This is a genomic window from Chitinophaga tropicalis, from assembly GCF_009758205.1.
GTDB classification, from domain to species: domain Bacteria; phylum Bacteroidota; class Bacteroidia; order Chitinophagales; family Chitinophagaceae; genus Chitinophaga; species Chitinophaga tropicalis.
Genome location: NZ_WRXN01000004.1, coordinates 299034 through 315056, shown reverse-complemented (window position 1 = coordinate 315056; position 16023 = coordinate 299034). Strand labels below are relative to the sequence as shown.

The 16023-nt window shown below is 47.7% G+C and carries 12 protein-coding genes; 9 read left to right on the top strand and 3 right to left on the bottom strand.

The features are described from left to right. Window positions 1-17 precede the first annotated feature (17 nt). The 4 genes from GO493_RS11680 (at window position 18) to GO493_RS11665 (ending at window position 5899) form a co-directional block, all read left to right on the top strand. Window positions 18-3170 (top strand): SusC/RagA family TonB-linked outer membrane protein, encoded by a 3153-nt coding sequence (locus tag GO493_RS11680; RefSeq protein ID WP_157306339.1) that lies wholly within the window; start codon window positions 18-20, stop codon window positions 3168-3170. A gap of 12 nt (window positions 3171-3182) precedes the next feature. After that, window positions 3183-4613: a RagB/SusD family nutrient uptake outer membrane protein gene (locus GO493_RS11675; protein WP_157306338.1), complete on the top strand. Its 1431-nt coding sequence runs from the start codon at window positions 3183-3185 to the stop codon at window positions 4611-4613. 249 nt (window positions 4614-4862) lie between these two features. Beyond that, window positions 4863-5246, top strand: a complete 384-nt coding sequence (locus tag GO493_RS11670) for a hypothetical protein (protein WP_157306337.1) — start codon at window positions 4863-4865, stop codon at window positions 5244-5246. Window positions 5247-5371: 125 nt separating this feature from the next. After that, window positions 5372-5899: an outer membrane beta-barrel protein gene (locus GO493_RS11665; RefSeq protein WP_157306336.1), complete on the top strand. Its 528-nt coding sequence runs from the start codon at window positions 5372-5374 to the stop codon at window positions 5897-5899. A 153-nt stretch (window positions 5900-6052) separates the two neighbouring features. On the opposite strand, the gene GO493_RS11660 is transcribed toward GO493_RS11665, so the two are convergent. Further along, window positions 6053-6544 (bottom strand): hypothetical protein, encoded by a 492-nt coding sequence (locus GO493_RS11660; RefSeq protein ID WP_157306335.1) that lies wholly within the window; start codon window positions 6542-6544, stop codon window positions 6053-6055. 383 nt (window positions 6545-6927) lie between these two features. Here GO493_RS11660 and GO493_RS11655 point away from each other — a divergent pair, with 383 nt between their 5' ends. Beyond that, the gene (locus tag GO493_RS11655) at window positions 6928-8889 is read left to right on the top strand and encodes an alpha-L-arabinofuranosidase C-terminal domain-containing protein (RefSeq protein WP_157306334.1); all 1962 of its coding nucleotides are present in this window, start codon (window positions 6928-6930) and stop codon (window positions 8887-8889) included. Window positions 8890-9251: 362 nt separating this feature from the next. On the opposite strand, the gene GO493_RS31340 is transcribed toward GO493_RS11655, so the two are convergent. Then, window positions 9252-9368: a hypothetical protein gene (locus tag GO493_RS31340; protein ID WP_317165424.1), complete on the bottom strand. Its 117-nt coding sequence runs from the start codon at window positions 9366-9368 to the stop codon at window positions 9252-9254. Window positions 9369-9418: 50 nt separating this feature from the next. Further along, window positions 9419-9550: a hypothetical protein gene (locus GO493_RS31240; RefSeq protein WP_262885959.1), complete on the bottom strand. Its 132-nt coding sequence runs from the start codon at window positions 9548-9550 to the stop codon at window positions 9419-9421. Window positions 9551-9769: 219 nt separating this feature from the next. Here GO493_RS31240 and GO493_RS11640 point away from each other — a divergent pair, with 219 nt between their 5' ends. The 4 genes from GO493_RS11640 to GO493_RS11625 all read left to right on the top strand — a co-directional run bounded on the left by GO493_RS11640 (window position 9770) and on the right by GO493_RS11625 (window position 15978). Then, the gene (locus GO493_RS11640) at window positions 9770-10663 is read left to right on the top strand and encodes an SAM hydrolase/SAM-dependent halogenase family protein (RefSeq protein WP_157306333.1); all 894 of its coding nucleotides are present in this window, start codon (window positions 9770-9772) and stop codon (window positions 10661-10663) included. 59 nt (window positions 10664-10722) lie between these two features. Further along, a complete protein-coding gene (locus GO493_RS11635; RefSeq protein ID WP_198315688.1) occupies window positions 10723-12942 on the top strand; it encodes a helix-turn-helix domain-containing protein in 2220 nt (739 codons plus the stop codon). A gap of 294 nt (window positions 12943-13236) precedes the next feature. Next, complete coding sequence (locus GO493_RS11630; protein WP_157306331.1) at window positions 13237-14265, top strand: LLM class flavin-dependent oxidoreductase; 1029 nt, start codon at window positions 13237-13239, stop codon at window positions 14263-14265. 87 nt (window positions 14266-14352) lie between these two features. Continuing rightward, window positions 14353-15978: a PAS domain-containing sensor histidine kinase gene (locus GO493_RS11625; protein WP_157306330.1), complete on the top strand. Its 1626-nt coding sequence runs from the start codon at window positions 14353-14355 to the stop codon at window positions 15976-15978. The last annotated feature ends 45 nt before the right edge of the window (window positions 15979-16023 follow it).

The following is a 16023-nucleotide window of genomic DNA, read 5'->3' as shown; positions in this document are numbered from 1 at the left end:
GCATAAACACACTACACATGAAGCATTTAACATTCTTAACCATTTTATTGCTCCTGTTTCTGAACGTACTGGCTCAAAAACGCCGTATCACCGGTACCGTTACAGATAAGGAGAACAATAATCCTGTTCCCGGCGTATCGGTTAAAGCCGCAGGAAAGGCGGCTTTTGCGCAAACCGATGCACAAGGGCATTTCAGCATTGAAGTGCCGGAAGGAGTTACTTCCCTGGAATTCAGCTTTATCGGCTATCAGAAACAGTCGGCGCCACTCAACGGGGCATCTGCAATTAATATACAACTGGAATCTGCCGCCAGTGGCCTCAACGAGGTAGTAGTTGTCGGATATGGCACACAGTCCAAACGGGAATTTACCGGCTCCGCTGCACGTATATCCAGCGCTGTGATCAAAGATGCCCCGGTGCAGAGCTTTGATCAGGCGCTTTCCGGCAGAGCGGCAGGTGTGAGCATTGCCTCTCCCAACGGGGTATTGAATAACCCGCCGGTTATCCGCATCCGCGGCATCAATTCCATTTCACTCAGCTCTTATCCACTGGTAGTTATTGACGGTATCCCTACCAACACAGGCAATATCTCTACCAGCACAGCAGTACCCAATAATCCGCTGAGCGATATAGATCCTGCAGATATTGAATCGGTAGACGTACTGAAAGATGCCGCCTCCACTTCCATCTACGGCTCCCGTGCAGCAGCAGGCGTATTGCTCATTACCACCAAACGTGGAAAAGCCGGGAAATCGAAAGTGAGCTATGATGGTTGGACAGGCGTTACCAAAGCGGCCCGGTTGCCGGAACTGCTCAACGCACAGCAATATATGGACATCAAGAACGAAGGTGTACTGAATGCCAGGATCCTCGGAGGTAATGAAAACAACCCTGCCGTAGCATCTGCATTGTATTTCCCATCTTACCGCGAAGACGGCTCCCTGGTAGATACAAAATGGTACGATTATATTTATCGCACTGCCATCTCCCACAATCATACCGTAAGCCTTTCCGGAGGCACAAAAGCAACCAGCTATTATTTCTCAGCCAACTATTCCGATCAGCAGGGATTTGTAGTAGACAATAGCTTCAAGAGAAAAGCCGTACGCTTCAATGTAGATCATGAAGCTACAAAATGGCTGAAGCTGAAAGCCGGCGGAGCGTATAACACCACTTTCAACCAGTCACAGAATACCGGCTCCCTGCCCAACAGCACTTTCCTGATCATAGGCGCCGCCCGTATGGCAACAGCACTTTCTCCCAATGTGCCGGTCTATAACGCTGACGGCAGTTATAACCTTAATCAGACCTCCGGCACACTGGGAATGGGAAACAACCTGGTCACCAACACCCTCTTTAACGCCGCAGCACTCTTTGACCTGAGCCGCTATACCTCAGAGAATGAGCACTTCCTGGGTAACGTAGGCGCTACTATTAAACTGCTCAAACCACTGGAGCTGACCACTACCTATTCACTGGACAGGCTCCGCACGGAAACAGTGGCTTTTCAGAGCGCTAAGCTCGGCTCAACGGCCTATTCAACCGGCGGTAGCGTAACCAATGTCACAGCACTGCGCAATAACTGGAACTGGACAAGCACCCTGTCTTTCAATCAGACCTTTGGCAGGCATCATGTCACAGCTCTGGCAGGGTATGATGTACAGAAATTTGAGAACTCCTCCTGGGGCGCCGCTCAGTCAAAAGCTTCAGACGATTTCTTTGAAGAATACCAGGGCAGCTGGGGGGCTATAACCACCTCTGGCAACGGGCTGGCCGAAAAAGCATTTATTTCGTACTTCTCCCGTCTTACATACGACCTGGACAACAAGTACTTTATCACCGCCAACTTCAGAAGGGACGGTAACTCCGCCCTGGGTAACGATACCAAGTTCGGTAACTTCGGCGGCGTTTCTGCAGGATGGGTATTGTCGGAAGAGAAGTTCTTTCACAGCAACACTATCAATAACCTGAAGCTACGCGCCAGCTGGGGTAGGGTTGGAAACGGCAACCTGCCCGGTGAATATGCCGCGCTGAACCTCTACAGTGCCGCTCTGTACGGCACTGCTGCTACCTGGTACATCAGCCAGGCGGGTAATTCAAACCTGGGTTGGGAAACAAGTGAACAGACCAACTTCGGCGTTGACCTGGGCCTGCTCGACAATCGCATCCAGGTGGAAGCTACCTACTTTAATAACGACGTGAACGGGCTCATACTCAGCACACCGCAATCACCCTCCAAAGGTATTCCCAACAATTCCATCCTGCTCAATGTAGGCTCCATGTACAACCGTGGTATTGAATTCAGCGTAAATGCCGGCATTATCAGGAAAGCAGATTTCAGCTGGGACGCTTCATTTAACTACACTCACGTAAAAAATAAAGTGACGGCACTGGCAGATGGTAATGCAGATATTATCGGCTACACTCATACCTCTTCAGAGACCAGCAATATTACCCGCGTGGGAGAATCCATAGGAAGCCTCTACGGAGCTAAAACAGCCGGAGTGAACCCGGAGAACGGCCGCCGTATTTTTATCAATAAGAACGGCGAAAAAGTACAGTACAGCGCCGTAGTGAAAAGCGGCGAAACCAACTGGACCTATCTCGACGGCACCCCGGCTTCCGCTATCTCTGCATCAGATTATTACCTGCTGGGCAACGCCCTGCCAAAATGGTACGGAGGTCTCTCCAATAACTTCAGGTATAAAGGATTTGACCTGGGCGTCAACTTTACCTACGCCGGTGGCAACTATGTAATGAATGGTACAAGATCAACGCTGAGAGACCAGCGCTTTTATAACAATCATACCGGGATACTGAACCGGTGGACTACCGCCGGACAAAAGACCGACGTTCCCCGCGTAGTATACAATGATGTTATTTCAAACGGTACTTCCTATCCCATTTCAGACAACGTGGAAAAAGGAGATTTCCTCCGCCTGCAGAACGTATTGCTGGGATACCGCGTGCCAGCCAGCCTGCTGGGTAATTCCGGCATCAGCTCCATCAGGGTATATGCACAGGCCTCCAACCTGTTCCTGGTAACGGGATATACCGGCACTGATCCGGAGTCTTCTTCCAATGGTAACGCCAACACTACGCCCGGTGTGGAAAAGAACGCAGTAGGACAGGGCAGGACTTACACACTGGGTATTAACGTAGGCTTTTAAATGAACACAACTATGAGATCAGCTATCAGTAAATTATCGCTTATCCTCCTGCTCAGCTTTACCGCCTGCAGCCAGGATGAACTGCTCAATACAGAACCGGATACATCCATTACCGCCGGCAACGCTTTCACTACACCTTCCAGGATCCTCGGATTAGTGAATGGTGCTTACGATGGTGTTAAAAACGCCAGCTTTTATGGCGGCCGTTATCTCTTATATCTTGATGTGAGAGGAGAGGACTTCATCAATATCACCGCCAATTCCTTCACCGGTTTTGAAAGCTGGAGCAACTCCTATTCTTCCGGCTCTAACGATATCAACAATCTGTGGGGCGCGGCCTATACAGCCATTAACCTCTCCAATATCCTGATAGACGGGCTTTCAAAATCTACCGGGGTGATCTCCGATTCCCTGAATAAACAATACGTGGCAGAGGCAAAGTTTATCCGCGCACTTTCCTACTACAGCCTGGTTACCATCTTTGCACGTCCGTACGTAGAAGATCAGGGCGCTTCCAAAGGTTTGCCCTTACGTTTGCAGGCAGAGACCACTTCTGCCAGCAATGATCTTGCCCGCAGTACTGTGGCGGAGGTATACACCCGTATCCTGGCCGATCTGGACGATGCAGAAGCCGGTTTGCCGGATGCACATGGCAGCGCTTTACTGAATACAACAAGAGCGCATAAAAGCACCGCTATTGCCCTGAAGACAAGAGTGTATCTTAACCAGGGTAATTATGCCAGGGTGATAGAAGAGTCTAAAAAGCTAGTGCCGCAAACCACGGCGCCATTCTCCACTACCTTTGGTGTTCAGCATAAGCTGCAGAATATTGTTACCGTTTTCAGCTCCGATTATACTACTACAGAATCTATTCTTTCCATGCCAATGACTGATCTGGATTCCTATACAGGACAGTCTTCCATTGCATATATCTACAACACCAATGCTGAATACTACCTGAATCCTTCTGGTATCTTCGGCGATGCTCAATGGGGATCATCAGATACCCGCCGTAGTTTCCTGCGATTGAGCTCCGGCAGGTATTATTTCCAGAAATATGCAAAACCATCCCCTTTCCTGGATTATATACCGGTGATCAGGTATGCGGAAGTACTGCTCAACTATGCAGAAGCTGCCGCCCGTACCGGCAATACTGATCTGTCTGTAGCGCTGCTGAAAGCAGTGCATTCACGCTCTGACGCCACTTATACATTTGCAGAAGATGCACTGGGCACAGAGGCCAATCTTGTAAATACGATCTGGAAAGAAAGGAGAATAGAGCTGATAGGAGAGGGCTTCCGTTCAAATGACCTGCTCAGGACATTACAGACTATCCCTGCCAAAGGCAGCAGCAGCCTGCAGGCCGCTGCTGTAGCTCCTTCTGCGGCAAACTATATTTTCCCCTCACCCAACAGCGAGCTGCTGACCAACAAACTATTCTGATTCAACCGGCCGAAGGTGGTTACCCTCTCTCTCAAAAAGCTGCTTCAACCTGCCTTCGGCCGTTAAAGTCTCTCTCAAAAAATAGTTCAACCGGCCGAAGGCCGGTTGAACCAAAACACTCAAAAAAGTTGATTTTGCCGAAGGCGAAATCAACTTTTTTGAGCAATTCCCTCCTCACTACATAACATTCTGGTATAATAATTGCCTCTTACTCAACGTTATAAAACATGGACAGTAAACCCAGGCAACATGCCAGACCCAACCTGGAAAAATTTGCAACTACCTGCCAGCATGCTAACTAACCTCTGCATGTTGGCAGGTATCGTTGCTATAGGAACCGGATGTTCATCTGATAAAGGGTATCCTCAGAAACCTCTTCGCATGGGTGCAGAATACCGTTTTGAAGACGGCCTGCGTAAAGAGAAGCATCCTCAGTATCTTTTTGACAAGAAAACCAGGAAAGACCTGGCTAAAATGGGACTACCAACAGGCGAGCCTAACGCTGCCCCGCCGGAAACCCCTGTAAAAGGCGCTCCCGGCACCGGATCTGCCATGACAGACTCTGTTAAGGCAAAAAACACTCCCGCAGCAGAACCAGTTATGGACACTGTATTTAAAGTGCGTCCCCAATAATGTCGTTTTAGGCCGGTTGCAGGTCTGATTTGTCCCCTTCATGCAAAAAAAATTACACCCCTGTTTTCCCTGTGTCTTATTTTATATGAATTACTTACATTTGTGAGAATTTTAAAATATCCTCTATGTTAAAAACCGTTTACACCACATGCCTGCTGGCTGTTGGCTTGTGTTCAATCAGCAACTTTGCCCAGGCTCAATTAAAAAGATTCAGCATCGGCCCCTATGTTGAAGTCGGTTCTCCGGTAGGTGATTTTAAGGATACGCACAAGACCGGCTTTGGCGGTGGTCTTAATGCTGATATTAAACTGATTGCAGGACTGGGCGTTACCGGTTCAGCAGGTTTCATGTATTTCCCCGGCAAAACACTTGCTGAAGGTACTACTGAAGAAATGAAAGTAGAAGCCCTGAAAGCGTTGCCAGTAAAAGTAGGTGTGAAATACAAATTCCCCTTCCCGCTGTTATACGTGAAAGTGGAAGGCGGTCCGGTTACTTTTGTAGGTAATGATAACTATGATGGTACCGGGTTCGCTTTTTCTCCTGGTTTGGGTATCCGTTTCCTCGGACTGGACGTACAGGCAAAATATGAAGTCTGGAATAAAGGTGGTGAAAGCCTCAGCTTTGTTGGCCTGAAAGCAGGTTATAACTTCTAAGCGGTTTATTCAAAAAGAATCAGCCGCGCATAGCACGAAAAAAATCTCTCAAATTCCCTTTTTTGTTGAGAGCGTTTTTACATCAGAAAAATCTAAACTAAAACGGCCCGCCTTATAAAGGCGGGCCGTTTCTTTAAGCAGAGAATAAAAGAATTATTTCTTTTTACCTGTCCCTGCTATTTTCTTAGGAGCAGTAGTATCTGCCGGTGGCTTAGTAGTAGTATCTTTACTATTCAGCAATACAGTAGCGGTATCTCTTTTAAAAGCCGCTGTATCTGCACGTAAAGCTGCTGCTGTATCCGCTTTTACAGATGTTGCTGTATCAGCTTTAAATACGAAGCTGGCAGTGTCTTTAAAGAAAGATGAATCTTTTTTAAAGCTGGCAGTGTCTAAAGCAAATGAGGCAGTATCAGCCTTGAACGCTGCGGTGTCTGAAGCAAACGCTGTATCAGACTTAAATGCCGCGGTGTCTAAAGCAAACAATGCTGTATCTGCTGAGAATGCTGCAGTATCGGACTTGAATGCTGCAGTGTCTAAAGCAAAGCTGGCAGTGTCTTTGGAAGTAATGTTTGCTGCGTTAGTGTTTGTAAATGCAAAAACTCCCAGGCCAGCCATGAGGCCAAAACTCAATAATTGCTTCTTCATGGTTTTTCAATTTAAATGGTTAAATAAATAAAGATTCAATAAATGATGGTTGGACTACATGTAACCAAAACCCTGCGAGATTCCTCTAACAAAATGTTAAAGTGATTTTATTATTCTTTAATTGATTGATTTTCAAATAATAGCATACTTTCCTTTTGTGAGTAGTTTTTTCCCCGCCAATTAAACTTTACTGAAAACAGTAAACAGCACAGACTTTTACCTGTGGATAGGAAGTAACAATACCGGGTATACGTTTTCACAATTCATGGCACTCCAATAACCATATGATATAATTATAAATGTCAATCATACACAAAAAGTGCCTGAAGTTCTTTTGTATATTATATTTTGAATGTATCTTACCGCTGGAATAATCTCTCGTTATGAAAGTGATAAAGACATTTGCCACAGCATTTTTCCTGCTGTCAGCAGGTACCGTTTCCCTTGCACAGACCATCACCGTAAAGGTGAACACACCACAGGCGCCTGTACAGCCTACCATGTGGGGGATCTTTTTTGAAGACATTAACTTTTCTGCTGATGGAGGTATCTATGCAGAACTGGTCAAGAACCGGTCATTCGAGTTTGAAAAACCCCTCATGGGATGGAAAGAAGTAAAGAAAGAAGGGAAAGGTAACGTATTGATAGTCAACCGTGGTCCGGAAAATGCAGCTAATCCCAGGTATGCCAGCATCAGCGTGAACGGCGTTTACGGACTGGCAAATGAAGGCTTCCGGGGGATAGGCTTACAACAGGAAGCTGCATACCAGTTCTCATACCTCGCCAAAGCCAAAGAAGGCAGCCTTTCCGGTAAAGTGGTCCTTCTGGACGACAAAGGTCAGCCTATAGGCGAAGCCGCCATCCCCGCTGCAGGTAAAGACTGGCAGCGCTATACCGTATCCCTTAAAGCAGACCGTACCGTTGCCAAAGGCAGCTTACAGCTTGTCTTTTCCGGAAACGGCGCACTGGATATTGATATGGTATCACTCTTCCCTGAAGATACCTGGAAACAACGCCCCGGCGGTTTAAGAAAAGACCTGGTACAGCTCCTGGCAGATCTGCACCCCGGCTTTGTACGCTTCCCCGGCGGTTGTATTGTAGAAGGCCGTGACCTGGCTAACCGCTACCAATGGAAAAAAACAGTAGGTAAAATAGAAGACAGGACCCTCATCGTGAACCGCTGGAATACAGAATTTGCTCACCGCGCTCCGGGCGATTACTACCAGAGCTACGGACTGGGATTCTATGAGTATTTCCTCCTCTCTGAAGATCTGGGAGCCCAGCCGCTGCCCATCCTCAACTGCGGTATGGCATGCCAGTATAATACCGGCGAATTGGCAGACGATGATGACGTGGAGACTTACATCCAGGACGCCCTCGACCTCATAGAATTTGCCAACGGAGATGCCGCCACCAAATGGGGAAAGCTCCGCGCAGAAATGGGACATCCAACGCCTTTCAACCTGCGCATGATGGGAGTTGGTAACGAACAGTGGGATAGCCAGTACATTGCCCGCTACCAGCGTTTTGAGAAAGTGCTGAAAGAAAAACACCCGGAGATCAAACTGGTATCTACCTCCGGCCCCTCCGAATCTGGCGACCGCTTTAACTACCTCTGGTCAAAACTGAAGAACTCCCGTGCCGATCTGATAGATGAACACTATTACATGGGGCCGGAATGGTTCCTGAAAAATGCCGCCCGCTATGATAACTATGACCGTAAAGGCCCTAAGATCTTTGCCGGGGAATATGCCGCACACGTAAGAGATAAAGAAATAGATGGAGCAGAAACACGCAACACCTGGGGAAGCGCACTGGCAGAAGCAGCATTTATGACCGGCCTGGAGCGAAATGCAGATATAGTACATATGGCTTCCTACGCACCCCTGCTGGCCCACGTAGATGCCTGGCAATGGCGCCCTGACCTCATCTGGTTTGACAACCTGCGCGCCGTAGGTACACCTAACTACTATGTTCAGAAACTCTTTGCCAATAACCTGGGTACACATACAGTACCGGTAACAATGAACAATACCGTTCTTACCGGGCAGGACAACGTATACGCCAGCGCTACTATAGATCAGAACACCCACAGGCTGTTGCTGAAAATAGTTAACGCCTCAGATAAGCCGCTGAACTATAAAGTAGCTTTACAGGGCGGCGCCCCGGCAAAAGGAACACCAGTGCAACAGGTGCTCACATCCGCAAATAAGACAGATTACAACACATTAGAACAACCCGGAGTAGTGAAACCGGTAGAACGTCAGCTCAAAGCAGAGAAGAATGGAGTGAATGTAGAACTGGCCGCCAATTCACTGAACGTAATAGTAATACCATATAAATAAGTCTGCCAGGTTAATTTTTAGCCGGCCGTAGACCCAAACAAACATTTGCAAAAAAGCTTTCGCCGTAGGCGAGGGCACTGAAAAAGTCCTTACGTAGGCTCTGAGAATCGTCTATTCGAAAATATTCTCCACCCCCTACCCGAATATTTCTTTAAAGAAAACTACTTTTTCAGTGCCCTCGCCTACGGCGAAAGCTTTTTTGCAAATAATCTATTCGTACCTCAACGCTTCTATCGGATCCAGCCGGGAGGCTTTCTGCGCCGGGTAATAACCAAAGAAAACCCCGGTAAGGGCACAAACCATAAAAGACAGCACAATAGAAGACTCTGATACCAGCGTAGGCCACGAAAGAAAGAACGTGATCAGCTTAGCCGAAGTAACCCCCGGCACACTCCTATAATCCCTCCCGTAATACTGATCAGAATAGCTTCAATAAGGAACTGCATAAGAATATCAATACCCCGCGCTCCTATAGACATACGCAACCCTATTTCCTTCGTCCGCTCTGTAACAGAAACATACATGATGTTCATAATACCTGGTAAAGGTTCCGCTGCGCAGTAACAAGTGTGTATTTATCATTTGCCAATTGTGCCTGCAGCTGTATCAGGTCTTTCAATGCTGCAGAATCTACATTGTAGAATTGTTGTTGTTGTGCCACCTGGGCTGTCGATGTAACTACTAAAGGTGTGCCATGGAATTGAGAGGTAGATTAAAGATCGCTTAAAATCCGTTTAAATCGCTTGAAACGCAAAAAATCCTTTCTCAAAGCCCTTTCTCAGAAACCGTTCTCAAACTTTTTTGAGCAATTCCCTTCCCCATCCCTCAAAAGGAAACCACATCATTTTTACAATTCAATAGTAAATCCTAATTTCCCATTATGAAACACATCCTCATATTCCATTGTTTGCTATTTACTCTCTTTACAGGATACGCCCAGCAACACGCGCTGGTATTCCAAACAGACTTCGGCTTAAAAGACGGCGCAGTAGCCGAGATGAAAGGCGTTGCCTTTACCGTATCTCCCAAAATACCAATGTTCGATCTCACACACGAGATACCCGCTTACAACATCTGGGAAGCAGCATACCGTCTCCGGCAAACAGCCCCTTACTGGCCGGAAGGTACTGTATTCGTATCCGTTGTAGATCCCGGAGTAGGTTCTTCCCGTAAGTCAGTAGTACTCAAAACAAAGAGCGGGCATTACTTTGTAACACCAGACAATGGTACCCTTACACTTGTTGCAAAACAACTGGGCATTGCAGAGATCAGGGAGATCAATGAAGCTGTGAACCGCCGTAAGAACTCCGGTGCTTCCTATACCTTTCACGGCAGGGATGTCTATGCCTATACCGCCGCACGGCTGGTAGCCGGAGTAATCACCTTTGAAGAAGTAGGCCCGCGGTTGCCGGATACCGTAGTTAACATTCCTTTCCAGCAACCGGTATTTGAGAATGGCATTCTGCAGGGCAATATCCCGGTGCTGGATATCCAGTACGGCAATATCTGGACAAATATAGACGCCGCCACATTCAGCCGCTTACAGCTGAAAGAAGGAGAGAAGATCAGCATTACTATCTATAAAGGGAAGCAGCAGATTTATAAAGGCAGCATGCCTTATGTAACTACTTTCTCTGCAGTACCCGAAGGTAAAGAGCTGGCATACCTGAACAGCTTACTGAACCTTTCTTTTGCAGTCAATATGGGCAATTTCTCTGCCCGGCATAAAGTGGAAAGCGGGCCTGAATGGAAAGTTACTGTAAGCCGGCAGTAAGAGTTTTTTTCCTTAATTTTGCCGCTTGTTTTTCTTATTCACAACTTTACTTTTCACAGATGCCACAACCGGATACTACAAATACGATGTTTCATCTGGCGGCAGACTATATCAACAATACCAACCGCCATATTTTCCTGACCGGTAAAGCCGGTACAGGAAAAACTACATTCCTGAAATACATACGCGAGCATACTTCCAAAAAAACAGTCGTGGTTGCACCTACAGGTGTAGCAGCTATCAATGCCGGCGGAGTAACCATGCACTCTTTTTTCCAGCTGCCTTTCGGGCCATATGTACCGGCAGGCATTAATCTCTTTGGAGCCAGTAAAGATGTAACAGATTCTCATGCGCTGTTCCGTAACATTCGCTTCAACTACGAGAAAAAAGAACTGCTGCGTGAAATGGACCTGCTCATTATTGATGAGGTGAGTATGGTACGCGCAGATACGCTGGATGCTATAGATGCTATTCTCCGTCACTTCCGCAACGAGCCATCACTGCCCTTTGGAGGTGTACAGGTACTTTATATAGGCGACCTTTTCCAGCTGCCTCCCGTTATGCCTGACGAGCAGTGGCTGCTGTTAAAAGAACATTACGAAAGTGTATTTTTCTTTCACGCCAAAGTGATACAGCAGGCGCCCCCTTTATTCATAGAGTTGAACAAAATATACAGGCAGAATGAGGCCTCCTTCATCCATCTGCTCAACGCTGTCCGCAACAGCACGTTGGACTGGGATGACCTTGAAACCCTGAACCAGCGCTATCTGCCGCATTTCACCGGAGATGGGGAACAGTACATTGTACTCACTACTCACAACCGCCGTGCAGACGAGATCAACAACGCCCGTCTTGCCGCCATGCCGGGAAATCTCCATCGCTTTGCGGGCGAGATCAAAGGTGAATTCAGCGACAAAGCCCTGCCTACAGATATGGAGCTGTGCATCAAACCCGGCGCACAGGTAATGTTCATCAAGAACGACCTCGCAGAGCCCCGCCGCTATTTCAACGGTAAGCTGGCTACTGTAAAGAATATCATCGATACTGACAAAATAGTAGTGACGCTCGCAGGCAGTGAAGAAACGCTGGTACTTGAAAAAGAGACCTGGCGTAATATCCGCTATACCTGGAACAAGGCAGAAGGTAAGGTAGATGAAGAAGAGCTGGGCAGCTTTACTCAATACCCCATTCGCCTGGCATGGGCCATCACCATTCATAAAAGCCAGGGTCTCACTTTTGAAAAGGCCATTATCGATGCCGGCAATGCCTTTGCTCCCGGGCAGGTATATGTGGCACTGAGCCGTTGTACCTCTCTGGAAGGACTGGTACTTCACTCCCGCATTCATCCCGGCGCCATCCGTACAGATCAGCAGATCCTGGATTTCTCTACCCGCTATCACCGGGAAGAAGAGCTGGAACAATTACTGGAAGGGGAGAAGCTTGTTTTCTGGGCATCACAGCTGCTCAGACTCTTTGGCGCTGAAAAGGTCCTCTCAGAACTACATCTGCATGCCTCCTGGCTGCGCGATAAGAAAATGGCAGGTATGGAAAGCGCTGTCACCCTCAGCCGCACCCTCCAGCAACGCGCTGCCCAGTTGCACCAGGTAGGTCTGAAATTCCGCCAGCAGCTGGACCCTTTATTGCAGGAAGTACTGCAAACCGGGAATACTGTCGCGCTGAAAGAACGCGTCAGCAAAGCTGTAGCCTATTTCACGCAGGATCTCTATGAAGGATTTATCCAGCCCATAAAACGGGAAACAGATATTGTAAAGGATGTTCCCAAGATAAAGAAATACGTGACCCAGCTTAACGACCTGGAAGATTTCTTCTGGAACCAGCTGATGATTTTCCTGAATGCCAGCTACGGAGAAGTGAAATTCAATGACGGCCTCCCTGATTATGAAGCCATCAGGAATGCCGCCCGTGAAAAAGAAAAGGAACAGCAGGAAAAGGCCGCAAAAAAAAGCCGTGAAGCTGGCGGCAGCAGGAGGGATAGTCTGGAGCTCTTCCTGGCAGGGAAAACACTGCTGGAAATATCCCAGGAACGTAAACTGGCAATAAGCACTATTGAAAGCCACCTGGCAGAATGTATAGGCTTGGGTGAACTTGAAATAGAACGTTTTATGTCGCCTGAAAAGATCGCCCTGATCCTGCCACACATAAAAGAACTGGGAATTACAGCTTCTACTCCCATAAAAGCCCGGCTGGGTGATGCGGTTACCTGGTCAGAAGTGAAAGCTGTACAGGGTTACTACAGAAGGCTGATAGAAAAAAAATAAAAAACTTCAGAAAATATCTCCAACCGGCCGAAGGCCGGTTGCCCCTTCTCAAAAAAAATCGCCCTCGCAAAAAATCGCTTTTGCTATTCCCTCCAACCGGCAGCAGGCCGGCCAACTCTTCTCCCTAAAACTTCTTCTTCTTTCCTAAACTATTTTCAATCAACCTTCTCCCTAATCCTTCCACCAGCTAACTCCCTCCCACAAAAAACTAAAACCAACCAGACTTATCGATAAATCCCGATTTAATTCCTTAATTTTGGAACGAATATTCTGGAATTAATCAATAGAACTATCATGACCAACAGGAAAATACGACTCAGCGTTTTAGATCAATCCCCCATTCGCCGTGGCAGCAACGCAGTAGAAGCCCTGGAAGAAAGCGTAAAACTGGCTCAGCTGGCAGATAAGCTGGGCTTCACCCGCTACTGGCTTTCCGAGCATCACAATACAAGATCGCTCGCCGGCGCTTCCCCGGAAATACTGATAGCCCGTCTCGGCGCCGCTACTAAACATATCAGGCTCGGATCAGGAGGAGTGATGCTCCCCAACCACAGCACCCTGAAAGTAGCAGAGAACTTCCGCTTACTGGAGGCGTTGTATCCCGGGCGTATAGACCTTGGTATTGGCCGGGCTCCCGGTGGCGACCGCCTCACCGCGCATATACTCAACCCCTCCAACAATTTTGAACCGCGTGAGTTTGTCCAGCAGATCAACGATCTGGAAGCTTACCTCTCAGATTCCTCTGAGCCCGGCACCGTACACGAAAAGGTAAAAGCCATTCCTCATATAGATACTTATCCCGGCCTCTGGATGCTGACTTCCAGCGGAGAAAGTGGATTGCTGGCCGCCCGTCAGGGCTGGGCCCTATCCTTTGCCCATTTCATTTATCCTGTTGGTGGCCCGCAGGCAGTAAAAGCATATAAGGAGAAATTCAGGCCTTCCCGCTTCCTTCCTCAGCCGGAAGCAAGTGTAGGCATTTTCGTTTTCTGTGCCGATACTCAGGAAAAAGCAGATGAGCTGCAGGCAATGATGGACTATCGCCTGTTAAGCTTTGAGAAAGGTAATTTTGATGTATATCCCACGTATGAAGAAGTACGTGATTATGAATACACAGATATGGAATGGCAGCGTGTTATGCAGAACAGGGGCAGGATGGTAGCAGGTACACCTGACAGGGTGAAGGAAAGGTTACAGAAACTGGCGGATGATTATGGCGTAGATGAAATAGTGATTGCAACCATGGCAGATAAGGCAGAAGACCGTTTCCGCTCTTATGAGCTCCTGGCCGAAGCTTTTGACCTGGCGCCCCGGGTAATGGCATAAATTATTTACCGCCATTCAATATATTATTTGCAGATAATTGTCGTTCTTTTATATTGGAACAGAGTCAAAATTGTCAGCAATAACCCGATGAAAGAAAGGAGAGAGCCGGCTCAGGATCCGGCATTTTACAAGGAAGATAATGAATGGATGCGCTTTGCGTTACTTTCGGCTGGTCTTGGTATCTGGGACATGGACCCCGTCAAAGGAACGATATCCTGGGATGACCGTTGCCGTGAACTATGCGGCTTTGCCAGCGGAGGAGATATCACTTACGAAGAGTTACTGCAATACGTTCATCCGGACGACAGGCCATCAGTCATCGAAGCAATAGCCGCCACCCTCAGGAAGAAAAGCACCGGTAAGTACCAGGCCCGCTTCCGTACCATTGGCGCTGACGATGGCAAACTGCGCTGGCTGCATTGCATGGGTACCGCCTATTTCAATGCAGAAGGAGTCGCCTACCGCTTTGCCGGCGCCCTGCAGGACATTACCCCCGAAATGAAAGCCCAGGAACTCCAGCAGGTACTCTTTTCCCTCGTAGAGAACAGCCAGGACTTCATGGGTACTGCAGATACTTCAAATAAATTCTATTATATCAATCCCCATGGCAGAGAACTGCTGGGAATTTCGCCGGATACAGATATTACTCAACTGCCCACCAGTGCTGTGTATTCTCCCGAAGATTTTAAAACAGCCGAAGTGGCTTACCAGGAACTGGCAAAAAACGGTAAATGGTCAGGTATCCTGCATTTACAGCATCTTACCACAAAAGAAAGAATACCCTTCCGCGCTCACTTTGCAGAGATTGCAGATCCTGTAAGCGGGAAAGTGATAGGTCGCGGCGCTTCCCTCCACGATCTTCGCGTAGAAGTCAATGCACAGAAAGAACAACAGAAACTGCTTGCCCTCCTGATGGATAATGAGCAGGAACTGGAACGGTTAGTGGAAATCCGGACCAGTGAGCTGAAAAAAGCGAATATAGATCTCAATATAGTTAACCAGAACCTGGAGCAGTTTGCCTATGTAGCCAGTCATGATCTGCAGGAGCCATTACGGAAGATCAATATGTTCTCCGCATTATTACAGGATAAATACAGGGACCAGCTGAATGAAAATGGCGTGCGTAACCTTGATATTATCAGGAATGCAGCTACGCGTATGACCACGCTGATCCAGGACCTGCTGGCTTTCTCCCGCGTGTCCCGCCAGGACCATCTGTTTGAAAAGATAGATCTGCAGAAGGTTTTACAACAGGTATTGGTGGATGTGGATGTTCTTATACAGCAGAAAAATGCCAGTATCATAACAGACGGACTTTGCATGATAATCGGTATTCCCTTGCATATGAACCAGTTGTTCCAGAACCTGTTGAGTAATGCGCTGAAGTTCTCCAGGAAGGAGGTACCGCCGGTAATAGAGATCAGCTCCCGTTTACTGGAACAGGGAGAGATTGATAGCCACCCGCAATTGCAGAATGGTACAGCTTATTGTGAGATCAGGATAAAGGATAATGGTATCGGTTTCGCCCCTGCCTACGCTAAAAAGATCTTCGTGATCTTCCAGCGGTTACATGGCAGAGGAGAGTATGAAGGTAGTGGTATCGGGTTGGCGCTTTGCCAGAAAATAGTGATTGCCCATCACGGCGTGATCTACGCTGAATCTGAAGAAGGGCAGGGGGCTACTTTCGTTGTGATCTTGCCTCTGGCCACTTAAATTTCAGCCGCTTCCCCTCAACTCCACCTTTCAAGTATGTTTCAA